We start from the raw sequence: 22,632 nt of genomic DNA, 5'->3' as shown, positions 1-22,632 counted from the left end.
CCGTGGCACGTATCCGCGCATATCAGGGTCATGTCGGGGTCGGGATCGGCCGCCGGGCCCTGTCCGGCCGGGCTCCCCTGCGGCTAACGTCGCACTGTGGCGATGTTCCGACTCCAAGGCAGCAAGACGCTCGCCGTCGACCTGACAGGCGATGCCGTCAAGGCGAAGAACGGCTCGATGGTCGCGTACGACGGCCAGATGGCGTTCAAGAAGATGTCGGGCGGCGGTGAGGGCCTCCGCGGCATGGTGACCCGCCGGCTGACCGGCGAGCAGATGGTCATGATGGAGGTGAAGGGGCACGGCACCTGCTATTTCGCCGACCGGGCGAGCGAGATCAACCTCGTCTCGCTGCACGGCGAGACGCTGTACGTCGAGGCGAGCAACCTGCTGGCCACCGACGCCGGGCTGCGCACCGGAACCACCTTCACGGGGCTCCGGGGCGGGGCGAGCGGCAACGGCCTGTTCACCACGACCGTCGAGGGCACCGGCCAGGCGGCGATCATGTCGGACGGTTCCGCCGTGGTGCTGCGCGTGACGCCCCAGTACCCGCTGAGCGTCGACCCCGGCGCCTACATCGCCCACCAGGGCAGGCTCCAGCAGCACTTCCAGTCCGGGGTCAACTTCCGGACACTCATGGGCGAGGGCTCCGGCGAGTCCTTCCAGATCCGCTTCGAGGGCGACGGCCTCGTCTACGTGCAGCCCAGCGAGCGGAACACCGTGGGAGGCGATGTCTGATGCCGTTCCGTGAGATCAACTCGAAGATGGTCGAGGCCGTGGTGGGCCCCGGCCGGACGCTGTACAGCCAGCGCGGCGCGATGCTCGCGTACCGGGGCGACGTCTCGTTCACCCCGAACATCCAGGGCGGGCAGGGCGGCCTGGGGTCGATGATCGGCCGGCGGGTGGCGAACGAGGCGACCCCCCTGATGACCGTCGAGGGCAACGGCACGGTGATGTTCGGCCACGGCGGCCACCACATCCAGGTGATCGACCTCGCCGGCGACTCCCTGTACGTGGAGGCCGACCGGCTGCTCGCCTTCGACGGAACGCTCCAGCAGGGCACCATGTTCATGGGCTCACAGGGCGGTGTGATGGGCATGGTGCGCGGCCAGGTGACCGGGCAGGGCCTGTTCACGACGACGCTCACCGGGCACGGCGCGGTCGCCGTGATGGCGCACGGCGGCGTGATCGAGCTGCCGATCACGCCGGGGAGGCCGGTCCATGTGGACCCGCAGGCCTATGTCGCCCACCACGGGGACGTGACCAACAAGCTGTCCACCGCGCTCGGCTGGCGCGACATGGTGGGGCGCGGTTCCGGTGAGGCGTTCCAGCTGGAGCTCAGCGGCAACGGAGCGGTGTACGTCCAGGCGTCGGAGGAGAAGCTGTGAGCACGCCGGTGAGTTTCGACCCGATGACGCTGCCGTCGGACGACAACGTCAACGCGTACACCTTCTGCGTGGAGCTCAAGGGGAGCCAGTGGTTCCTGCAGAAGGGCAAGATGATCGCCTACTACGGGCAGATCGAGTTCAACGGCATCGGGCACGGCCGCTTCGAGCGGCTGATCCGCACGAGCTTCCACTCCCCGCTGCACGCGAGCGACTGGGTGGTGGCCGAGGGCAGCGGCAAGATGCTGCTCGCCGACCGGGCCTTCGACGTGAACTCCTTCGACCTGGAGGACGGCAACCTGACGATCCGGTCCGGCAATCTGCTGGCCTACCAGCCGACGCTGGCGCTGAAGCAGTCGATCGTCCCGGGCTTCCTGACCCTGATCGGGACGGGGAAGTTCGTCGCCGCGTCCAACGGCCCGGTGGTCTTCATGGAGCCGCCGCTGCGGGTGGATCCACAGGCGCTGGTGGGGTGGGCGGACTGCCCCTCGCCCTGCCACCACTACGATCACGGCTACATGACGGGCGTGATGGGCGGGCTGCGCTCGCTGACCGGTATCGGCGGTACCTCGGGCGAGGAGCACCAGTTCGAGTTCGTCGGGGCGGGCACGGTGCTGCTCCAGTCGTCCGAGGCCCTGATGCCGGAGCAGGCGACCGGTGTCGTCCCGCACGAACCGGGTGTGCCGGCCGGCGGGGGTCAACACGGCTCCACCCCTCGCATGCCCGGTCAGCTGGGGGACCTCCAGCGTCGCTTCGGGCTGTGAACGGTAGTCTGCGGAGTGTGACGCCCGGCAGTGCGTGCGAGGAGTCACACTCCCAGACTTCGTCCGGCTTTCAACATCTTAGGTAGAATCCATACATGGAGACCGAGACGGCCACCCGCTGGCTGACCGATGCGGAGCAGTGCGCCTGGCGCACCCACCTGGACGTCAGCAGGCTGCTGACGCATCAGCTGGAGAAGGACCTCCAGCCGTTCGGCCTGACCATGAACGACTACGAGATCCTGGTCAACCTCTCGGAGTCGGAGGACCAGCGTCTGCGGATGAGCGATCTCGCCGCCGCCACCCTGCAGTCCAAGAGCAGGCTCTCGCACCAGATCACCCGCATGGAGAACGCGGGCCTGGTCCGGCGCGAACACTGCGAGTCGGACCGGCGCGGACTGTTCGCGGTCCTCACCGACCTGGGCGGCGAGACGATGCGGAAGGTCGCGCCGCACCATGTCGAGTCGGTGCGGAGGCACTTCATGGATCTGCTCTCCTCCGAGGAGCTCTCCGCACTGCACGCGGCGCTGACCCCGATCGCGGAGCACCTGCGCGACCGGCGCGGCAAGCCGTAGCGCGGCCCGCCCTCAGCCGTCGTCAGCCGCTCCCGCCCCGGGCCGCCCCGGCAGCCGCAGGGTGAACCGCGCGCCGCCGCCCGCCCCTTCGCCCACCGTGAGTGTGCCTCCGTGCCGGGAGGCCACATCACGGGCGATGGCCAGGCCGAGCCCGGCCCCGCCGTCGTCGCGGCTGCGGGCGTCGTCCAGGCGTACGAAACGCTCGAAGATCCGGTCCCGTTCGGCCTCCGGCACGCCCGCTCCGTCGTCCGTGACCTCGACGAGCACGTCGCCCCGGTCCGCCCGCACCGAGACGGCGACCGAACGCTCCGCGTGGCGCTCGGCGTTGTCCAGCAGATTGCCGACGACCCGGGCCAACTGGCCGCGTGATCCGCCGACTTCGAGCGGCTCGGCGTCCGCCACGGAGACCTCCGGAGCGATCCGGTCCGCCGCACGCTGGGAGACCTCCTCGGTGACCAGCGCGCCCAGGTCGACCGCCGTGCGCCCCGGGCGTTCCCCCGCGTCCAGCCGGGCGAGCAGCAGCAGGTCGGCGGCCAGCACCTGCAGCCGTACGGTGTCGGCGACGGCGCCGGGCACGTCCAGCAGCTCCGGGTGGGCCTCGCCCACCTCCAGCTGGGTGCGGAGCGAGGCGATCGGGCTGCGCAGCTCGTGCGAGGCGTCGGCGACGAAGCGCCGCTGCCGGTCGACCGAGGCCTCCAGCACGGTGAGGGTCTCGTTGGTCGTACGGGCCAGCCGCGCTATCTCGTCCCGGGAGTCCGGCTCGGGCACACGGCGTCCGAGATCCTCGGACGCGGTGATCGCGGCCAGCTCCCGCCTGATGCCCTCCACCGGGCGCAGTGCCCGCCGGGTGACCAGCCAGGTCACCCCGGCGACGACGAGCAGCATGACGGGAAGTCCGGTCAGCATGGAGTTGCGTACGGTGTTCACGGCCTCCTGCTCGGCCGCGAGCGGGGCGCCCGCGTGGACGGTCAGGGTGACGTCCTCCTCCGTGGTCACCTCGACGGAGGCGAAGCGGTAGTCCGCCGTCTCCCCGTCGACCGTGGCGGTGCCGTTCGTGAAGTCCGGCGAGTCGGAGGAGACCTCGCTGCGGGGCGGGCCGGTCCCGTCGTCGTCATCGTCGTCATCGTCGTCGCCCGGGCCGGGGACCGGCGCCGGGGAGACCGGTACGACCTGTGCCGTGCCCGTCCCCGAGATCGCCTCCAGGTCCTTGGAGACGGCCACCACGCGCCCCTCCTCGTCGGTCACCTGGACCGGGTGGCTGTCCTCGTCGCCCGCCTCCAGCTCCGCGTACGCCCTGCCCAGGGCCAGCTCCCCCGCCACCTCCCGCGCGGTCACCTCGGCCTCCAGGCCGGCCCGGTCCGTCAGGTTGCCGCGCAGCACCAGCAGCACGGCCAGCCCCGCGACCGTCAGCGCGACGGCGACGACGAGGGTGGCACCCAGGGCGGCCCTGGCCCGTACGGACCTCACAGCGCCTCCAGCCGGTAGCCCGCGCCCCGTACGGTGCGGATCGACGCGCCGCCGAGCTTGCGGCGGAGGGTGCTGATGTAGACCTCGACGATGTTCGGGTCGCCGTCGTAGGCGAAGTCCCAGACGTGCTCCAGGATGTCCGCCTTGCTCACCACCTCGCCCGCCCGCAGCACGAGCTGCTCCAGGACGGCGAACTCCTTGGCGGTGAGGGTGACTTCCTCCTCGCCCCGGTGGACGCGGCGGGCCGGGGTGTCCATCCGCAGCGTGCCGGCGGTCAGCACCGGCGAGACGGAGCCACCGCGGCGGCGCAGCAGCGCCCGGACCCGCGCGACGAGCACGACGTACGAGAACGGCTTGGTCAGATAGTCGTCGGCGCCGGTGTCGAGGCCCTCCGCCTCGTCGTACTCCCCGTCCTTCGCGGTCAGCATCAGGATCGGCATCTCGTGCCCCGCGGCGCGCAGGGCGGCGCAGATCCGGTAGCCGTTCATCCCGGGCAGCATGAGGTCGAGGACCACGAGGTCGTGGACACCCTGGCCCGCCAGGTGAAGGCCCTCCAGGCCGTCGTGCACGACGTCGACGGCGAAGCCCTCGGCGGTGAGTCCCCTCGCGAGGGACGTCGCGAGACGCTTCTCGTCCTCCACGATCAACAGGCGCATGGGGACAGCTTCGCAAACCGAACCTGAAGAGGCCTTCAGGTGGCTTCAGGCTGCGTTCAGCATCGCCGGGCCAGTGTGGTTCCCGTCGCTCAGCACAGCACATCCCATCGGGGAGGAACCCACCATGAAGCGCAACATCGCCATCGCCACCCTCACCGCGGCCGTACTGGTCGGCGGCGGACTCGCCACGACCGCCGCCTTCGCGGACTCCGACAGCAGTGGCAAGGACGACCGGACGGTCACGGCGGACCGGGCGGCGGACGGCACCGGGGAGCAGCGGACCGGACGCACCACCGTCGACGAGGCCGTCGGCGCCGCGCTGAAGGCCGTCCCCGGCACGGTCACCGAGGCCGAACTGGACGATGACGACGACAGCGACCGTAGGGTCTGGGAGCTCGACGTGTACGGCTCCGACAAGCTCTGGCACGACGTGACCCTGGACGCCCGGGACGGCAAGGTGCTGTCCGACCGCGAGGACGACGACAACAACGACCGCGACCGGCACGCGCCCCGTTCGGCGGCCGTGTCCCTGGACGCCGCGGTGAAGGCGGCGCTCGGCGCGCGGCCCGGCACGGTGACGTCGGTGGACCTCGACGACAACGACGACGATGACGACCACGGCAAGCGCGGAGCGCTGCGCTGGGACGTCGACGTCACGGGCAAGGACGGCAAGCAGCACGAACTGCACGTCGATGCCAAGAGCGGCAAGGTCACCGTGGACCAGGACGACGACGACAACGACGGCGACGACGACTGATCCGTCCCTCGGATCACGGTCGTGTCCGGCTCCGCCTCAGGGCGCGAAGCCGGACAGGACCCTGCCGTCGTCGGGTGAGGAGAGGAACAGCGCGTCTCCGTAGGCGATCAGGGAGGGCGGCGTCCCCTGGATGGGCATGTTGAAGAGCTTGCCCGGGCCGGGAGGGTTCTCGCCGCTGCCGTCCAGCTCGTAAGGGCTCACCGTGATGTCATCGTGGACGAATGCCTGATCGCCCACGATCGAGACGTTTCCGGACTTCTCGTCGAGCAGGGTGTCGACGTGGTGCCAGAGTTCCTCGCCGTCACGGAGCCGGAACGCCCGGACCTCACCGGGCGCCGAGACCACCACCGTGCCGTCCCCCGCCACGGCCGGCTTCATCACGCCCGCCATCCCCTCCGCCAGGATGCGGCGGCCGTCGGGGGCGGAGGTGTCCGTCACCGTGAGGCCGTCCGGGGCGACGCAGATCAGATCGCCGTCCTTGAGCAGGGGATGGGCGCACTCCGTGTCCTCCTCGCCGACTCCCTGGAGCCGCTCGCCCGACCTGGTGTCGAAGATCTGGATGCCGCTCCCCACGGCCACCACCCGGCCGTCACCGGCCAGAAGGGTGGCATCGGACTCGGCGTACTCGACGGCCCACTTCTCCGGTTTCTCCTCACCGGTGATCTGCTGGGCGGTCAGACGGGCCGCCGAGCCGGCCCCGGAGACGTAGAAGACGACTCCGTCCGAGTACACCGCGCCGGTGCCCGGCCGGCCGTCCGGCACGGCGCGCCGCCACACCTCCTTGCCGTCGGTCAGGCGCAGCCCGACGAGGGCGCCCTGGACGAAGGCGTACACCGTGCCGTCCACGGCCGTGACGACCGACCGGCCTTCCTCACCGCTCCCGGCCCCGGACCTCTCCGGGACGTTCCAGCGTCGGGTGCCCTTCGCCGCGTCCAGCGCGGTGACGCCCCGCTCGCCGGAGCAGACCAGGGTCCCGGCCGACAGCAGGCAGCCGTGCTCCCCCAGGTGTTCGCCGGTCGTCCAGGGTTTCCAGCCGGCCGGCCGGACAGCCAGGTCCGCGCCGCGTGCCCCGAAGTCGTCCGTGCGGGCGGAGTCCGCCGCGGCCACGACGGTGGGCCCGGTCCGGGCGGCCGCCGAGGGTGCGGGTCCGCCGGGCCGGGCGGCTGCCGGATCGCCGGTGCCGTCGTCACCGTCGAGCAGCCCCGGCAGGAACACCACCCCGACGAGCACCGCGCAGACCACCGCGAGCGCGGCCATGACGACGAGCGGACCGCGCCGCCGGCTACGCACGAAGGCCGGTGGCGTGGGAGGAGCCGCCGGCGGTGGCGGTGCCACCGGGACCGGCACCGACTCTGCGCACCGCAGGGCCATGTCGCGGTGCGCGGCGCACTGCTCCCGTACCGCAGGGTGCCAGGGGAAGGGTTCCGGAACGCCACCCGGAGCGAGCAGACCGGCGAGCTCGTGCGGGGTCGGCCGGTCCTCGGGGCGGGGTGCCAGGCAGCGCTCGATCACCGCTCGCAACCCCGCGGGTACGCGGTCGAGTTCGGGTTCGCCGTGTGCGATCCGGAAGATCACCGCTGCCATGTCGGGATCGTCGAACGGGCCGCGCCCGCACGCCGCGAACGCCAGCACCGCGCCCAGGCAGAACACGTCGGACGCGGGGACCAGAGCCGTCGAGCCGTCGACGTGTTCGGGCGAGATGTAACCGGGGCTGCCGACCACCACACCGGTCCGGGTGAGCTGGGTGGCCTCGAAGGCCTGGGCGATCCCGAAGTCGATGACCTTGGGGCCGTCGGGACCGAGCAGCACATTGCCGGGCTTGAGGTCGCGGTGCAGCACACGCACGGCGTGCATGTCGGCGAGCGCCAGGGCCAGCCGCGAACCGACGGCCCGGACCACGGCCTCGGGCAGCGGTCCGGTGCGGGAGACCGCCTCGGCGAGTGAGGGGCCAGGGACGTACTCCGTGGCGAGCCAGGGCGTCCCGCCCTTCTCGTCCCCGGCGACCAGGGCCGCGGAGTGAGGGCTGCGCACGGCACCGGCCGCCGCGATCTCCCGGCGGAAGCGGACGCGGAAGCCGTCGTCGAGATCGAGCCCGGCGAGCACGGTCTTGAGCGCGACGAGCCCGGCGAGCGGTCCTGCGCCGACGGCCGGGGCGGTGTCCGCCCGCGCCAGGTACACCTCGCCCATCCCACCCGCGCCGAGGCGCCCCAGCAGCCGGTAGGGGCCGATACGGGTGCGGCTGCCGGGAGCCAGGGGCTCGATCATGACGAGGCCTGTCCTCCGGGCACCGCGAGCGAGACGGCGATGCCGTGCCGGTAGACGATGTGGACGACCCCGTGGTCCGGGAAGAGCTCGGGCGGCCGGTTCTCCTTGCCCAGCGAGATGCCGAATGCGGGGTCGTACGGCTCCTCGATCGCGGGGACGGGTACGTCCTCGATCGGGGTGCGGCGCAGTGGTCCTGGGGTGTCCCCGCCCAGCGCGACGCTGTGGAGAGCGTCGGTGTCCGCCCAGACGAGGGTGGAGTCGGCGAGGACGGGAGCGGAGACGGGGTTCTTCTCACGGGCTTCGGCGTCCTTGCCCAGGCCGTAGCGTTTCAGCACCGTGCCGTCGTCGCGCCGTACGACGACGAACGCGGGTTCCTCGTCCCCGGCGGGTGAATCGTCCGTCGCCGCGTCCGCCCCCGTCCTGTACACGGTCAGGCTGCCGGTCTCCGCCACCACGGCGGCGCGCTCACCGACTCCGGGGGGCGGGGCCTCCTCTTCCGTACCGTCCTGAGCCCCCGGGCAGTGGACCGCGAAGTCGGCGGGTGTCTCCCGGGGGCAACCGGCGGACTCCTCCCGGCCGTCCTTCGCGCGGAAGGCGTGCAGCCCTTCCTCGTTGTCCGCGTAGACCACTCCGTCCCGGACGCCCATCGGCCAGAAGTCACCGTTCTGAACCTGGGCCAGGTCCTCGCCCGCGAGCGGCTTCCGCCATTTCTCCGTCCCGTCGCGGACGTCGAAGGCCACGATCCCGGACCCCTCGGGCAGGCCGCCGGTGGCCGCGAACACGAGCCCGTCCGCGACCTGGGGCGAACTCCCCAGCTTGTGAGCGGCCCCTGCCTCGGCTTCCCAGCGGGACGCTCCGGTCCTGGCGTCGACTGCGAGGAGATGGTCACCGGTGGCGAAGTACACCGAGTCCTCGTGGACGGTGGGACGGGTGGAGCCGCTGGGCATGAAGAACGTCCCGGACGGGCTGTGGTAGGCGTCCGCGTCGCCCGGTTCCTCGCCGGCTGCGAAGTCCCAGAGCTTCTTTCCGTCGGCCGCCGAGAGAGCCTCGTACGTGCCGTCCGCCGCGCGGCAGACGACCACGGCCTCGCCGGCGGCGCAGCCGAGCGGGGTGCCGGAGAAGGTCGCGTGCCAGGGCTTCCAGCCCGGGGGGCCGGCCTGGGCAGGGCTCCTGCCGCCTTTGTCGCCCTCGCTCCCGCCACCGCCCTCGCCCCGGAACGCCGGCAGGCCCGCCGTGGCCGCCCCCGCCAGAACGACCACGGCCAGGGCCGCGCCGAGGAGGCGACGGCGGCGGGCCGGGCGGACCGGTGCGACCACGGGCGGTGACAGCCCGGGCCCCTGGGTGGGCAGCTGGTCCGCGGGTGCCCGGCTGCCCGTGGCCGCCTGGGTCGGGGTGTAGTCCGGCAGCAGCGGACCGCCCAGCACCCGGACGGAGGCCAGCTCGCGCTCGTACCCGGCGATGTGGGCCGCCACCGGGCCGGGCCATCCCACCGAACCCTCCGGGGCCAGCCGGGCGGCGAGTTCCGCGGGAGCGGGGCGGGCGGAGGGGTCGGCCACCAGGCAGTCCTGGAGCACCGCGCGCAGGGCCCCGGGCACTCCGTCGAGGTCCGCCTCGACGTACTTGACCCGGTACAGCACCGCGGCCACCGGACCGTCGCCGAACGGGTCGCGGCCGGTCGCCGCGAAGCAGAGGACGGACGCGAGGCAGAAGACGTCGGAGGCGGGAACCACGCGTCCGCTGCCCGCGACGTGCTCCGGGGACATGAAGGCGGGGCTGCCGATCATGCGGCTGGTGGTCGTGAGCGGGGTGCCGCCCGCGCCGCGGGCGATCCCGAAGTCGATCAGGCGCGGCCCGTCGGCGGCGAGCAGGATGTTGCCGGGCTTCACGTCCCGGTGCACGACGCCGGCCCCGTGGACGGTGTCCAGGGCCCGGGCGAGCTCCGCCCCGAGCATCCGGACCTCTTCCTCGTCCAGTGCACCCGACCGGCGCACCGCGGCCGACAGGGTCGGGCCCGCGACGTAGCCCGTGGCCAGCCAGGGCACGTCCGCGTCGGCGTCACCGTCCAGCACGGGGGCCAGGGCGGGGCCGGTCACCGACCTGGCGACCGCGATCTCGCGGCGGAAGCGCTGCCTGAATCCGGGGTCCTGGGCCACGTCGCGCCGGACCGTCTTGACGGCGACCGGAGCGACGTCGTCGCCGGAGCCCTCGCGCAGCCCGAGGAAGACCTCTCCCATGCCGCCCGCGCCGAGCCTCGCCAGCACGGCGTACGGCCCTATGCGTCCGGGTGAGTCCTCGCGCAGCGGCCCCAGCATGCGTCCCCCCGAGGTGCATGACCGGAACGCGCACCGCACGCGCCCCGTGCGCGGCATCTTTTCACGCCCTGTCAGGTGGGCGCTGCCCTCGGATCGGCGGGCACGGCTCCCGGGCGGCCCGCACGCCGCCCGGAGGCCGTCAGTTCCCGCCGGTGAGTCCCGCGACCAGCTCGTCCGCCGCCGCGTACGGGTCGAGGCCTCCGGCCACGATCCGTTCCGCGAGGGCGTCCAGCCGGCGGTCACCGTGCAGATCGGCGATCCGCTCGCGGAGCGCGGTGACCGCGATCGTCTCGACCTCACGGGCCGCACGCGCCGTGCGGCGCTCGGCCAGGACGCCGTGCTCCTCCATCCACGCCCGGTGCTTCTCGAGCGCCTCGACCACCTCGTCGAGTCCCTCGCCCCGGGCGGCGACCGTCTTCACGATCGGCGGCCGCCAGTCGCCGGGCCCCCGGGACTCGCCCAGGCCCAGCATGTGGTTGAGCTCGCGGGCGGTGGCGTCCGCGCCGTCCCGGTCGGCCTTGTTGACCACGTACACGTCGCCGATCTCCAGGATTCCGGCCTTCGCCGCCTGGATGCCGTCGCCCATGCCCGGGGCGAGGAGGACGACGGAGGTGTCGGCCTGGGAGGCGATCTCCACCTCCGACTGGCCCACCCCCACCGTCTCCACGAGGATCACGTCGCAGCCCGCCGCGTCCAGCACCCGGATCGCCTGGGGCGCCGACCAGGCGAGGCCGCCCAGGTGCCCCCGGGTGGCCATCGAGCGGATGTAGACGCCGGGGTCGGAGGCGTGCTCCGACATCCGGACCCGGTCGCCGAGGAGCGCACCCCCGGAGAACGGCGACGACGGGTCGACGGCCAGGACGCCGACCCGTTTTCCGGCCTTCCGGTAGGCGGAGACCAGCGCCGAGGTGGAGGTGGACTTGCCGACACCCGGCGAACCGGTCAGTCCGACGACGTAGGCGTGGCCGGCCAGCGGTGCCAGGGCGGCCATCACCTCACGCAGCTGCGGCGAGGCACCCTCCACCAGGGAGATGAGCCGGGCCACCGCACGCGGCCTGCCCTCACGTGCCTGCTCGACCAGGGTGGGGACGTCCACCTTCACACTCGGCCTCCTCGCTCGCTCGTACGGACTACTTGCCCGGTACGCGGATGATCAACGCGTCGCCCTGACCGCCGCCGCCGCACAGAGCCGCCGCCCCGGTGCCGCCGCCGCGCCGCTTCAGCTCCAGCGCCAGGTGCAGCACCACGCGGGCGCCGGACATCCCGATGGGGTGGCCGAGCGCGATCGCGCCGCCGTTGACGTTCACCTTGTCGGAGGTGACGCCGAGGTCCTTCATCGACTGGACCGCGACCGCCGCGAAGGCCTCGTTGATCTCGATGAGGTCGAGGTCCTCCACTCCGATGCCCTCCTTCTTCAGGGCGTGACGGATGGCGTTGGACGGCTGCGACTGGAGCGAGTTGTCCGGGCCCGCCACATTGCCGTGGGCTCCGATCTCGGCGATCCAGTCCAGGCCCAGCGCCTCGGCCTTGGCCTTGCTCATGACGACGACGGCGGCGGCGCCGTCGGAGATCTGCGAGGAGGTGCCCGCCGTGATCGTGCCGTCCTTGGTGAAGGCCGGGCGCAGCTTCCCCAGGGACTCCGCGGTCGTCTCGGGGCGGATGCCCTCGTCCGTGGAGAAGAGGACGGGGTCGCCCTTGCGCTGCGGGATCTCGACGGGGGTGATCTCGGCCTCGAAGATGCCGTTCTTCTGGGCGGCGGCGGCGCGCTGGTGGGACAGGGCCCCGATCTCGTCCTGGTCCGCGCGGGCCAGGCCCAGGCGGGTGTTGTGCTTCTCGGTGGACTCGCCCATCGGGATGTTCTCGTAGGCGTCGGTCAGGCCGTCGTACGCCATCGAGTCGAGCACCTCGACCGCGCCGTACTTGTATCCCTCGCGGGACTTCGGCAGCAGGTGCGGGGCATTGGTCATGGACTCCTGGCCGCCGGCCACCACGACGTCGAACTCGCCGGCGCGGATCAGCTGGTCCGCGAGGGCGATCGCGTCGAGCCCCGAGAGGCACACCTTGTTGACGGTGAGCGCGGGGACGTTCAGCGGGATGCCGGCCTTGACGGCCGCCTGGCGTGCCGGGATCTGCCCTGCCCCGGCCTGGAGCACCTGGCCCATGATCACGTACTCCACCTGGTCCCCGCCGATGCCGGCCCGGTCCAGCGCCGCCTTGATGGCGAAGCCTCCGAGGTCGGCCCCGGAGAAGCTCTTCAGCGAGCCGAGGAGACGGCCCATGGGCGTCCGCGCGCCCGCGACGATCACTGAGGTGGTTCCGGTCGTTCCTGACATGAGGCGCAGCCCCTTGGGATCGGTTGTGAACGAGGGTTTACCTGAATGTACTGAGCGGTACGGCGCCCGTCATCCGGCAGTGGGTGTGATCGCGCGCACGTTGCGTAACCATCCCAGGGGCGCTGCACTGGTTCCATGCTGACGCGAATCGACCACATCGGAATCGCCTGTTTCGACCTCGACAGGACAGTCGAGTTCTACCGCGCGACCTACGGCTTCGAGGTGTACCACTCCGAGACCAACGAGGAGCAGGGTGTGCGGGAGGCCATGCTGAAGATCAACGACACCTCGGACGGTGGCGCTTCGTACCTCCAGCTCCTGGAGCCGACCCGTCAGGACTCCGCCGTCGGCAAGTGGCTGGAAAAGAACGGTGAGGGCGTGCACCACATCGCCTTCGGGACCGCCGACGTCGACGGGGACGCCGCGGACATCCGCGGGAAGGGCGTGCGGGTGCTGTACGACGAGCCCAGGACCGGGTCGATGGGCTCCCGGATCACCTTCCTGCACCCCAAGGACTGCCACGGTGTGCTGACCGAACTGGTCACCTCGGCGACCGAGCACTGACCCGACCGATACCCGGCCCGGTAGAGTGGGCGGTTCCGGGCCGGGGCCGGGTCGGGGCCGCGCCGCGTCCTCGCCGTTGATCTGTCACCATTCCCCGGGGTACCGCTCGCCGGCGAGCGGTACTCGTATGGAGAATTGCGACCAGGGTTGGGGCCTCCCCTGCTCAGTGGGGCATCCCCTGCTCGAACGAAGTTGAGAGCTTGGGGAAGAAATTGAGAGCTCGGGGAAGGATGGGACCGCGCAGTGCGGGGCTACGAAAGCCAGCAGAGCCACCGAGCTGACGACGACCATCTCTCGCGGTTCGAAGCCGAGATGGACCGGCTGAAGACCGACCGGGAGAAGGCCGTCCAGCACGCCGAGGACCTCGGTTACCAGGTCGAGGTCTTGCGCGCCAAGCTGCACGAGGCACGGCGTAATCTCGCGACCCGTCCCGCACACGACAGCGCGGACATCGGCTACCAGGCCGAGCAGATGCTGCGCAATGCCCAGATCCAGGCCGACCAGCTGCGGACCGACGCCGAGCGCGAGCTGCGCGAGGCCAGGGCACAGACGCAGCGGATCCTGCAGGAGCACGCGGAGCACCAGGCCCGGCTGCAGGCCGAGTTGCACGCCGAGGCCGTGCAGCGGCGCCAGCGGCTCGACCAGGAGCTGGCGGAGCGCCGGCAGACCGTCGAGTCCCACGTCAACGAGAACGTCGCCTGGGCCGAGCAGTTGCGGGCCAGGACCGAGTCCCAGGCCCGCCGTCTCCTGGACGAGTCGCGTACGGAGGCCGAACAGTCGCTGGCCGCTGCCCGCGCCGAGGCGGCCCGGCTCGCGGACGAGACCCGCCGGCGCGTCAACTCCGAGGCGGAGTCGGCCCGTGCCGAGGCCGAGGCCACGCTGCTGCGGGCCCGCAGGGACGCCGAGCGGCTGCTCGACGCCGCCTCCACGCAGGCCCAGGAGGCGACCACTCACGCCGAGCGACTGCGCTCGACCGCCACCTCCGAGACCGAGCAGACCCGGCAGCAGACCGCGGAGCTGAACCGCACCGCCGAGCAGCGCGTGCAGGAGGCCGAGACCCGGCTGCGCGAGGCCCGGCTGGAGGCGGAGAAGGTCCTCGCCGAGGCGAAGGATGCCGCGGCCAAGCGGCTGGCCGGCGCCGAGTCGCAGAACGAGCAGCGCACCCGTACGGCCAAGTCCGAGATCGCCCGCCTGGTCGGCGAGGCCACGAAGCAGGCCGAGACGCTCAAAGAAGAGGCCGAGCAAGCGCTCGTCGACGCCCGCGCGGAGGCCGAGCGGGTGGTCGCGGAGGCGGCCGAGAAGGCCCGCACCCTGGCCGCCGAGGACGCCGCGGCCCAGCTCGCGAAGGCCGCCCGGAGCGCCGAGGAGGTCCTGACCAAGGCGTCCGACGACGCCAGGTCGACCACCAAGGCCGCCGGTGAGGAAGCCGACCGGATCCGCCGTGAGGCCGAGGCCGAGGCGGACCGGCTGCGCGGCGAGGCCGCCGAGCAGGCCGACCAGCTCAAGGGCGCGGCCAAGGACGACACCAAGGAGTACCGGGCCAAGACCGTCGAGCTGCAGGAGGAGGCCCGCCGGCTCCGCGGCGAGGCCGAGCAGCTGCGCTCCGAGGCCGTCGCCGAGGGCGAGCGGATCCGCGGCGAGGCCCGCCGCGAGGCCGTCCAGCAGCTCGAGGAGGGTGCTCGCACCGCCGAGGAGCTGCTCACCAAGGCCAAGGCCGACGCCGAGGAGCTGCGGACCTCCGCCGGCACCGAGAGCGAGCGCGTCAGGACCGAGGCGGCCGAGCGCGCCGCCACCCTGCGCAAGCAGGCCGAGGAAGCGCTGGAACGCAGCCGCGCCGAGGCGGAGAAGGTGCGCGCCGAGGCCGAGGAGCAGGCCACCGCCCTGACCGCCGCGGCGGAAGAGGCGGCCGAGGCGCTGCGCGAGGAGACCGAGCGCGGGGTCGAGGCACGCAGGACCGAGGCGGCCGAGGAGCTGACCCGGCTGCATAGCGAGGCCGAGTCCCGTGTCACCGCCGCGGAGGAGGCGCTCGGAGAGGCGCGTACCGAGGCGGAGCGGATCCGCCGCGAGACGAGCGAGGAGTCCGAGCGGCTGCGCGCGGAGGCCGCCGAGCGGATCCGTGCGCTCCAGGAGCAGGCCACGACGGAGGCCGAGAGCCTGCGTACCGAGGCCGCCGCCGACGCCGCGCGGTCCCGCGCCGAGGGCGAGTCCGTGGCCGTACGGCTGCGCAGCGAGGCCGCGGCCGAGGCGGAGCGGCTGAAGACCGAGGCTCAGGAGAGCGCCGACCGGGTCCGCTCCGAGGCGGCGGCCGCCGCCGAGCGGGTCGGCGCGGAGGCGGCCGAGGCCCTGGCCGCCGCCCAGGAGGAGGCCAACCGCCGCCGCCGCGCCGCCGAGGAGGCACTCGATTCGGCGCGTGCCGAGGCGGAGCAGGAGCGCGAGCGCGCCCGCGAGCAGAGCGAGGAGCTCCTCGCCTCCGCCCGCAAGCGGGTCGAGGAGGCCCAGGCCGAGGCCCAGCGGCTGGTCGAGGAGGCGGAGAGCCGGGCCTCCGAGCTGGTCTCGGCCGCCGAGCAGACCGCCCAGCAGGTGCGGGACTCCGTCGCCGGGCTCCAGGAGCAGGCCGAGGAGGAGATCACCGGGCTGCGTTCCGCCGCCGAGCACTCGGCGGAGCGGACGAGGACCGAGGCACAGGAGGAGGCGGACCGGGTCAGGTCCGACGCCTACGCCGAGCGCGAGCGGGCCACCGAGGACGCCAACCGCGTCCGCCAGGCCGCGCACGAGGAGGCGGACGCCGCCAAGGCCCTGGCCGAGCGGACCGTCTCGGAGGCCATCGCCGAGTCGGAGAAGCTGCGCTCGGACACCTCGGAGTACAGCCAGCGGATGCGTACGGAGGCGTCCGACGCCCTCGCGTCGGCGGAGCAGGACGCCTCGCGTGCCCGCGGCGAGGCCCGTGAGGACGCCAACCGGATCCGGTCCGAGGCGGCGGCGCAGGCCGACCGGCTCATGGCCGAGGCGACGACCGAGAGCGAGCGGATCCGCGCCGAGGCGACCGAGCAGTCGGAGCGTTTCGTCGGAGAGGCGACCGACGAGGCGGAGCGGCTGCGCGCGGAGGCGGCGCAGACCGTCGGTTCGGCCCAGGAGCACGCGGCCCGCACCCGCGAGGAGTCGGAGCGGCTCCGCGCCGACGCCGAGTCCGCGGCGGAGCAGCTGCGCGCGGAGGCCCGCCAGGAGGCGGACCGGCTGCTCGACGAGGCGCGCGAGGCCGCGGCGAAGCGCCGGGCCGACGCCGCCGAACAGGCCGACCAGCTCGTGGCGAAGGCCCAGGAGGAGGCGCTGCGCGCCGCCACCGAGGCCGAGCAGCAGGCCGACAGCATGGTCGGCGCCGCGCGCAACGAGGCGGTTCGGATCACCTCGGAGGCGACGGTCGAGGGCAACACCCTGGTGGAGAGGGCCCGTACGGACGCGGACGAGCTGCTCGTCGGCGCCCGCCGGGACGCCACCGCCACCCGGGAGCGGGCGGAGGAGCTCAGGGCCCGGATCGAGAGCGAGATCGAGGAGCTGCACGAGCGCGCCCGGCGTGAGACCTCGGAGCAGATGAAGACCGCGGGCGAGCGCGTCGACAAGCTGATGAAGGCCGCGACGGAACAGCGCGCCGAGGCCGAGGCCCAGGCCAAGGAGCTGCTGGCGGACGCGAATTCGGAGGCGAGCAAGGTCCGTATCGCCGCCGTGAAGCGCGCCGAGTCGCTCCTCAAGGAGGCCGAGACGAAGAAGGCCGAGCTGACCCGGGTGGCCGAGAAACTGCGCGCCGACGCCGAGGCCGAGGCGGAGCAGATGGTCGACGAGGGCCGCCGGGAGCTGGACCTGCTGGTCCGCAGGCGCGAGGACATCAATACGGAGATCTCCCGTGTCCAGGACGTCCTCGAGGCGTTGGAGTCTTTCGAGGCTCCGGGCGGAGCGGGCAAGGCGTCGGGCGGCGGTGCCGGGGGCGTCAAGGCCGGTGCGGCGGCGGGCAACCGGTCGGGTGGCAAGGCGTCTGACGGGTAGCCGCACACGTACTTCGCCATGAACATTCAAAGCTTAGGGTCGCAAGCCCTCCGGGGGTCAGCCACTCAAAAGGGGTGTCATTCTCCATACCAAAGCGGCATCTTCACGTTGACACGCCGTTCTGGCCCCTAGGATTCCCTCTAACACCTCACCGGTCTCATTCGACAGGAACCCCATGAGCGACCCTTCCTCCCCCTTCGGCTTCGAGCTCGTGCGACGTGGATACGACCGCGGTCAGGTGGACGACCGCATTACCAAAATCGTCGCCGACCGTGACAGTGCTCTCGCCCGAATCACCTCTCTGGAAAAGCGCATCGAGGAGCTCCACCTCGAAACGCAGAACGCCCAGGCCCAGGTCAACGACGCCGAGCCGTCGTACGCCGGGCTCGGTGCCCGCGTGGAGAAGATCCTCCGCCTCGCCGAGGAGGAGGCGAAGGACCTGCGTGAGGAGGCCCGCCGCGCGGCCGAGCAGCACCGCGAGCTGGCCGAGTCGGCCGCCCAGCAGGTGCGCAACGACGCGGAGACGTTCGCCGCGGAGCGCAAGGCGAAGGCCGAGGACGAGGGCGTTCGTATCGTCGAGAAGGCCAAGGGCGAGGCGAGCACGCTCCGCACCGACGCCCAGAAGGACGCCCAGCAGAAGCGCGAGGAGGCGGACGCCCTCTTCGAGGAGACCCGCGCGAAGGCCGCCCAGGCCGCCGCGGACTTCGAGACGAACCTCGCCAAGCGCCGCGACCAGTCGGAGCGCGACCTCGCGTCCCGTCAGGCGAAGGCCGAGAAGCGCCTCGCCGAGATCGAGCACCGCGCGGAGCAGCTCCGCCTGGAGGCCGAGAAGCTCCGTACGGACGCCGAGCGCCGGGCCCGTCAGACGGTGGAGACGGCTCAGCGTCAGGCCGAGGACATCGTCGCCGACGCGAACGCCAAGGCCGACCGGATCCGCAGCGAGTCGGAGCGCGAGCTGGCGGCGCTCACCAACCGCCGCGACTCGATCAACGCCCAGCTGACCAACGTCCGCGAGATGCTGGCGACGCTGACGGGTGCCGCGGTCGCCGCCGCCGGCTCCCCGGCGGAGGACGAGTCCGCCACCCGTGGGGTCCCCGCCCAGCAGACCCGCTGAGCAACACCACGTACATCAGCTGTACCCCATGCGCGCCCGGTTCCGCCTTTGTGGTGGCGCCGGGCGCGCGGCCGTTCTAGCGTGAGCGCATGATCGAGCTCGACGGCCTCACCAAACGCTTCGGCAACAAGGTTGCCGTCGACCATCTGTCATGCCGGGTCAGACCGGGAATGGTGACGGGGTTCCTCGGCCCGAACGGGGCGGGCAAGTCCACGACCATGCGGATGATGCTCGACCTCGACAACCCGACCAGCGGCACGGTGCGGATCGACGGCCGTCACTACCGCGACCTCCAGGAGCCGCTCAAGCACATCGGGGCGCTGCTGGACGCCAAGTCGATGCACGGCGGGCGCAGCGCGTACAACAACCTCCTGTGTCTCGCCCAGAGCAACCGCATCCCGGCGAGCCGGGTGTCGCACGTGCTGGACACGGTCGGCCTGACCGCGGTGGCGAAGAAGAAGTCCAAGGGGTTCTCCCTCGGCATGGGCCAGCGGCTGGGAATCGCGGCTGCGCTGCTCGGCGACCCCGAGATCCTGATGTTCGACGAACCCGTCAACGGTCTGGACCCGGAGGGAATTCACTGGATCAGGAATCTGATGAAGGCCCTCGCTTCGGAAGGCCGGACGATCTTCGTCTCCTCGCACCTGATGAGTGAAATGGCGCTGACGGCCGATCATCTGATCGTCATCGGGCAGGGGAAGCTGCTCGCGGACACCTCGATGGCGGACTTCATCCACGAGAACTCCCGCAGTTTCGTGCGGATGCGCTCACCGGAACAGGAACGCCTTCGCGATGTGCTGCACGCGGAGGGCGTCGTCGCGGTCGAGTCGGGCAACGGCACGCTGGAGATCGACGGCGAGGCCCCGGAGCGGCTCGGTGACCTCGCCGGCCGGCACGGGATCGTGCTGCACGAGCTCAGCGCCCAGCGGGCCTCCCTGGAGGAGGCCTTCATGCAGATGACAGCGGGCTCCGTGGAATACCACGCCCACTCCGACCGCGACGGTGCCCAGCCACCGCCTGTGGGCCCGCACTGGGGCGAAGAGTGGAACCAGCAGCAGGCCGGCGACCTCGCCGGCGACGGCACGAAGGGGGTGTGACGGCGATGGCATCGGTACCCGCGGTCCTGAATTCCGAGTGGACCAAGATCCGTACGGTCTCCTCGACCACGTGGACGCTGATCTCCGCGTTCGTCGTCACGGTCGCCATGGGCGCGGCCCTGAGCGCCCTGCTGAACAGCCAGTTCGACGACCTCTCGGCCGCCGAGCAGGCCACCTTCGACCCGACGTTCGTGAGCTTCTCCGGAACGGTCCTGGGGCAGCTGGCGATGGTCGTCTTCGGTGTCCTGGTGGTGGGTACGGAGTACAGCTCCGGCATGATCCGCACCTCGCTCTCGGCCGTGCCGCAGCGCGGGTCGTTCCTCTTCTGCAAGATCGCGGTGGCGGGCGTCCTGGCGCTGGTGGTCGGCCTCGCCACCAGCTTCGTGACGTTCTTCCTCAGCCAGGCCATGCTGGGCGACCGCGGCACCGACATCGGCGCGGAGAACGTGTTGCGCGCGGTCTTCGGCGGCGGCGTCTACATGGGCCTGATCGCGATCTTCTCGATGGGCGTGGCCACGATGCTGCGCAGTTCCATGCTGTCGCTCGGCATCCTGATGCCGTTCTTCTTCCTCGTCTCGCAGATCCTCTCGGCGGTCCCCGGCGCCAAGAGCGTGGCCCGGTACTTCCCCGACCAGGCCGGCTCCAAGATCATGCAGGTGGTCCCGGACGCCATGAACAGCGACCCGGCGCCGTACGGGCCGTGGGCCGGGCTGGGGATCATGACGCTGTGGGTGGTGGCGGCGCTGATCGGCGGCTACCTGGTGCTGAAGAAGCGGGACGCGTAGCGGCCGCCGCTCCTTGTACGTCTTGGCCGGAACCGCCCGCGGCTGGTTATCCTCCTAACTCTTACGGGGGCGTGCGGCCGCGGGCCTGGGCCCCGACGACAGATAAGTCGATGGGGCTGGAGAATGATCGAGGCAGTCGGCCTGACGAAGCGCTTCGGCGCGAAGACGGCCGTGCACAACCTTTCCTTCCAGGTGCGGCCAGGAGCCGTCACGGGGTTCCTCGGTCCCAACGGGTCGGGCAAGTCCACCACCATGCGCATGATGCTCGGCCTGGACCGCCCGACGTCCGGGCATGTGACGATCGGCGGCCACGCCTTCCGCAGCCTTCCCAACGCCCCGCGCCAGGTGGGGGCGCTGCTCGACGCCAAGGCCGTGCACGGCGGGCGCAGCGCCCGTAACCACCTGCTGTGCCTGGCCCAGCTCGCGGGCATCCCGGCGGCCCGGGTGGACGAGGTCCTCGGCGTCGTCGGGCTCCAGGACGTCGCGAGGAAACGGTCCAAGGGCTACTCCCTGGGGATGGGCCAGCGGCTCGGCATCGCGGCGGCGCTGCTCGGCGACCCGCAGGTGCTGCTCTTCGACGAGCCGGTCAACGGTCTCGACCCCGAGGGCATCCTCTGGGTCCGCAACCTCATGAAGCAACTGGCCTCCGAGGGCCGCACGGTCTTCGTCTCCAGCCACCTGATGAGCGAGATGGCACTCACCGCCGACCACCTGATCGTGATCGGGCGCGGGCAGCTGCTCTCCGACATGAGCATCAAGGACTTCATCTCCGCCAACTCGGCGGACTTCGCGCGGGTGCGGGTCCCGGCCGACCGGCCGGAGGAGCGGGAGAAGCTGACGGCCTCGCTGACGGAGGCGGGCGCCGGGGTCATGCACGAGCCGGACGGCGCCCTGCGCGTCACCGGGCTGCCGCTCCCCCGCATCAGCGATCTGGCCCACGCGTCGGACGTCCGGCTGTGGGAGCTCTCGCCGCACCAGGCGTCGCTGGAGGAGGCGTACATGCGGATGACGCAGAGCGCCGTGGACTACCGCTCGACCGCGGACGCCAAGGAAGGACTCCAGCTGCCGCCGCCCGGCTACGGACCGCCCGGCCACCAGGGCCCCGGGCAGGCCGGTCACGCGCCCGCGCCCCCGCCGGAGGTCCCGCAGCAGGGCTGGTACGCCCCGCCGCCCCCTGGACAGAACCCGTACGCCGCCGCACCGCCGGCCGGACCCGCGCCCGCGCAGACCGCGGACCGGCCCGAGCGCAGGACCAGCGAGGACTCCCGATGACGATGCCGCCGCCCCCGCAGGCGCACCAGGCTCCCCCGCAGCCGCAGCCCCAGCCGGGTCAGGCCGGCCTCTACGCCTCACCGATTCCCGTGCGCACCCCCGGCCTCGGTGACGCGATCGCCTCCGAGTGGACGAAGATCCGCTCCGTGCGCTCCACGGTGTGGACGCTCGGCGTGATGATCGTGCTCCTGGTCGGCATCGGGCTGCTCACCGCGTTCACCGTGAGCATCTCGGACGCGCCTCTCGACGACACCCCCGTGCTCAGCCTCGGCTTCTTCGGCGTGCTGCTCGGGTCGATCTGCGTGATCACTCTCGGCGTGCTCACCATCGCGTCCGAGTACGGCACCGGAATGATCCGTACGACGCTGACCGCGTGCCCGAGCCGGGCGCGGATGCTGATCGCGAAGTCGATCGTCTTCTTCCTGCTCGCCTTCACGATCACCACGGTCACCACGGGCATCGTCGGCGTCCTGCAGACGGCCATGCTGGACGGTGCCACACCCGACGCCGGCTACTGGGTGCGTTCCACGGCGGGGGTCGGTCTCTACGTCGCGACGCTGGGGCTGCTCTCGCTCGCGCTCGGCGCGCTCATCCGGCACTCGGCGGGCGCCATCACGATCATGATCGGGGTGGTGCTGCTCCCGCTCGTGCTGGCGATCTTCATGTTCTCGCCGACGCTGGCCTCCGTGCAGCAGGCGCTCTTCGAGTACTCGATCCCCAACCAGCTCGGCGCGATGTACGACGTGTCGGTGACCGCGTCGGGCCCGACCGGCTGGGAGCCGCTGTGGATCATTCTCGGCGTCACCGCGGTGGCCATGGCCGGCGCCCTCTTCTCGCTGGACCGGCGGGACGTCTGAGACCGTCCCTCAGTAGCGCGGAGCGTTCCGGGACCGCTGCACCCGTGTGGTGCGGCGGTCCTTCGCGTTCCAGCAGGCCTTGTGCCAGTGCCTGCGGTCGTCGATCCCGCCGAACTCGGGCCAGGCGACGAGGTGCGGGACCCCCGACGGGATCTCCTGGTCGCAGCCGGGGCAGCGGTAGCGCTTGCCCGCCGCGCTCGCGCCGCTCACCGGGCGCACCGACCACTCCTCGCCCTGCCAGCTCTCCGTGGCGCCGCCCCCTCCGTACCGCTCCCCCGCCTCTCGTGGGCTGCGGGTAGGACTCTCGCCGCCTCGGGGGCGGTTGCGGCGCGGGGACACGGGACACCTCACGGGGCGGGCACGGGCGGTTTGTTCCGTCCAGCCTAGAGCCACAGGC

The 22,632-nt window shown here is 72.1% G+C and carries 19 protein-coding genes; 12 read left to right on the top strand and 7 right to left on the bottom strand.

All coding sequences use genetic code 11. From position 1 onward, the window contains the following. Positions 1–102: 102 nt before the first annotated feature. The 4 genes from ACIBCU_RS11220 (at position 103) to ACIBCU_RS11205 (ending at position 2,718) form a co-directional block, all read left to right on the top strand. Positions 103–735: an AIM24 family protein gene (locus ACIBCU_RS11220; RefSeq protein WP_362931765.1), complete on the top strand. Its 633-nt coding sequence runs from the start codon at positions 103–105 to the stop codon at positions 733–735. Next, on the top strand, positions 735–1,385 hold the full coding sequence (locus ACIBCU_RS11215; protein ID WP_399230720.1) for an AIM24 family protein: 651 nt from the start codon (positions 735–737) through the stop codon (positions 1,383–1,385). The genes ACIBCU_RS11220 and ACIBCU_RS11215 overlap by 1 nt, the downstream gene beginning before the upstream one ends. Continuing rightward, on the top strand, positions 1,382–2,146 hold the full coding sequence (locus ACIBCU_RS11210) for an AIM24 family protein (protein ID WP_362931606.1): 765 nt from the start codon (positions 1,382–1,384) through the stop codon (positions 2,144–2,146). The genes ACIBCU_RS11215 and ACIBCU_RS11210 overlap by 4 nt, the downstream gene beginning before the upstream one ends. A gap of 95 nt (positions 2,147–2,241) precedes the next feature. Continuing rightward, positions 2,242–2,718, top strand: coding sequence for a MarR family transcriptional regulator (locus ACIBCU_RS11205; RefSeq protein ID WP_362931604.1), 477 nt, complete (start codon positions 2,242–2,244; stop codon positions 2,716–2,718). Positions 2,719–2,730: 12 nt separating this feature from the next. Here the strand turns inward: ACIBCU_RS11205 and ACIBCU_RS11200 are convergent, their stop codons facing one another. Both ACIBCU_RS11200 and ACIBCU_RS11195 read right to left on the bottom strand, forming a co-directional pair. Then, a complete protein-coding gene (locus tag ACIBCU_RS11200; RefSeq protein ID WP_362931602.1) occupies positions 2,731–4,185 on the bottom strand; it encodes a HAMP domain-containing sensor histidine kinase in 1,455 nt (484 codons plus the stop codon). Beyond that, entirely contained in the window at positions 4,182–4,841 is a 660-nt protein-coding gene (locus tag ACIBCU_RS11195) for a response regulator transcription factor (protein WP_399230718.1), read from the bottom strand. Before ACIBCU_RS11195 ends, ACIBCU_RS11200 begins: the two co-directional genes overlap by 4 nt. Positions 4,842–4,965: 124 nt before the next feature. Here ACIBCU_RS11195 and ACIBCU_RS11190 point away from each other — a divergent pair, with 124 nt between their 5' ends. After that, positions 4,966–5,598, top strand: coding sequence for a PepSY domain-containing protein (locus tag ACIBCU_RS11190; protein WP_399230716.1), 633 nt, complete (start codon positions 4,966–4,968; stop codon positions 5,596–5,598). 36 nt (positions 5,599–5,634) lie between these two features. On the opposite strand, the gene ACIBCU_RS11185 is transcribed toward ACIBCU_RS11190, so the two are convergent. The 4 genes from ACIBCU_RS11185 to ACIBCU_RS11170 form a co-directional block, all read right to left on the bottom strand. Next, complete coding sequence (locus ACIBCU_RS11185; protein ID WP_399230714.1) at positions 5,635–7,863, bottom strand: PQQ-binding-like beta-propeller repeat protein; 2,229 nt, start codon at positions 7,861–7,863, stop codon at positions 5,635–5,637. Next, entirely contained in the window at positions 7,860–10,175 is a 2,316-nt protein-coding gene (locus ACIBCU_RS11180; RefSeq protein ID WP_399230712.1) for a protein kinase, read from the bottom strand. The genes ACIBCU_RS11185 and ACIBCU_RS11180 overlap by 4 nt, the downstream gene beginning before the upstream one ends. Before the next feature lie 139 nt (positions 10,176–10,314). Beyond that, positions 10,315–11,277 carry a methylmalonyl Co-A mutase-associated GTPase MeaB gene (meaB, locus tag ACIBCU_RS11175; RefSeq protein ID WP_362936533.1) on the bottom strand — a complete coding sequence of 321 codons (963 nt, stop codon included), beginning with the start codon at positions 11,275–11,277 and terminating at the stop codon, positions 10,315–10,317. Between the two features lie 28 nt (positions 11,278–11,305). Continuing rightward, on the bottom strand, positions 11,306–12,508 hold the full coding sequence (locus ACIBCU_RS11170; protein ID WP_362936530.1) for an acetyl-CoA C-acetyltransferase: 1,203 nt from the start codon (positions 12,506–12,508) through the stop codon (positions 11,306–11,308). A gap of 135 nt (positions 12,509–12,643) precedes the next feature. Between ACIBCU_RS11170 and mce the strand changes: the two genes are divergently transcribed. The 7 genes from mce (at position 12,644) to ACIBCU_RS11135 (ending at position 22,235) form a co-directional block, all read left to right on the top strand. Beyond that, positions 12,644–13,072: a methylmalonyl-CoA epimerase gene (gene mce / locus ACIBCU_RS11165; protein WP_362936527.1), complete on the top strand. Its 429-nt coding sequence runs from the start codon at positions 12,644–12,646 to the stop codon at positions 13,070–13,072. Positions 13,073–13,315: 243 nt separating this feature from the next. Then, positions 13,316–17,110, top strand: a complete 3,795-nt coding sequence (gene scy, locus ACIBCU_RS11160; RefSeq protein ID WP_362936524.1) for a polarized growth protein Scy — start codon at positions 13,316–13,318, stop codon at positions 17,108–17,110. 175 nt (positions 17,111–17,285) lie between these two features. Further along, positions 17,286–18,224 (top strand): cellulose-binding protein, encoded by a 939-nt coding sequence (locus ACIBCU_RS11155; RefSeq protein ID WP_362936521.1) that lies wholly within the window; start codon positions 17,286–17,288, stop codon positions 18,222–18,224. Between the two features lie 89 nt (positions 18,225–18,313). After that, positions 18,314–19,321 carry an ATP-binding cassette domain-containing protein gene (locus ACIBCU_RS11150; RefSeq protein WP_399230708.1) on the top strand — a complete coding sequence of 336 codons (1,008 nt, stop codon included), beginning with the start codon at positions 18,314–18,316 and terminating at the stop codon, positions 19,319–19,321. Between the two features lie 5 nt (positions 19,322–19,326). Next, a complete protein-coding gene (locus tag ACIBCU_RS11145; RefSeq protein ID WP_362936515.1) occupies positions 19,327–20,106 on the top strand; it encodes an ABC transporter permease subunit in 780 nt (259 codons plus the stop codon). Positions 20,107–20,229: 123 nt separating this feature from the next. Continuing rightward, on the top strand, positions 20,230–21,378 hold the full coding sequence (locus ACIBCU_RS11140) for an ABC transporter ATP-binding protein (RefSeq protein WP_399230706.1): 1,149 nt from the start codon (positions 20,230–20,232) through the stop codon (positions 21,376–21,378). Continuing rightward, on the top strand, positions 21,375–22,235 hold the full coding sequence (locus ACIBCU_RS11135) for an ABC transporter permease (protein WP_399230704.1): 861 nt from the start codon (positions 21,375–21,377) through the stop codon (positions 22,233–22,235). The genes ACIBCU_RS11140 and ACIBCU_RS11135 overlap by 4 nt, the downstream gene beginning before the upstream one ends. Positions 22,236–22,244: 9 nt before the next feature. Here ACIBCU_RS11135 and ACIBCU_RS11130 read toward each other — a convergent pair whose 3' ends face one another. Beyond that, on the bottom strand, positions 22,245–22,574 hold the full coding sequence (locus ACIBCU_RS11130; protein ID WP_362936506.1) for an ATP/GTP-binding protein: 330 nt from the start codon (positions 22,572–22,574) through the stop codon (positions 22,245–22,247). Between the last annotated feature and the right edge of the window lie 58 nt (positions 22,575–22,632).

Source organism: Streptomyces sp. NPDC051064 (genome assembly GCF_044455985.1).
GTDB lineage: Bacteria > Actinomycetota > Actinomycetes > Streptomycetales > Streptomycetaceae > Streptomyces.
This window is presented reverse-complemented; position numbering and strand designations above follow the sequence as displayed.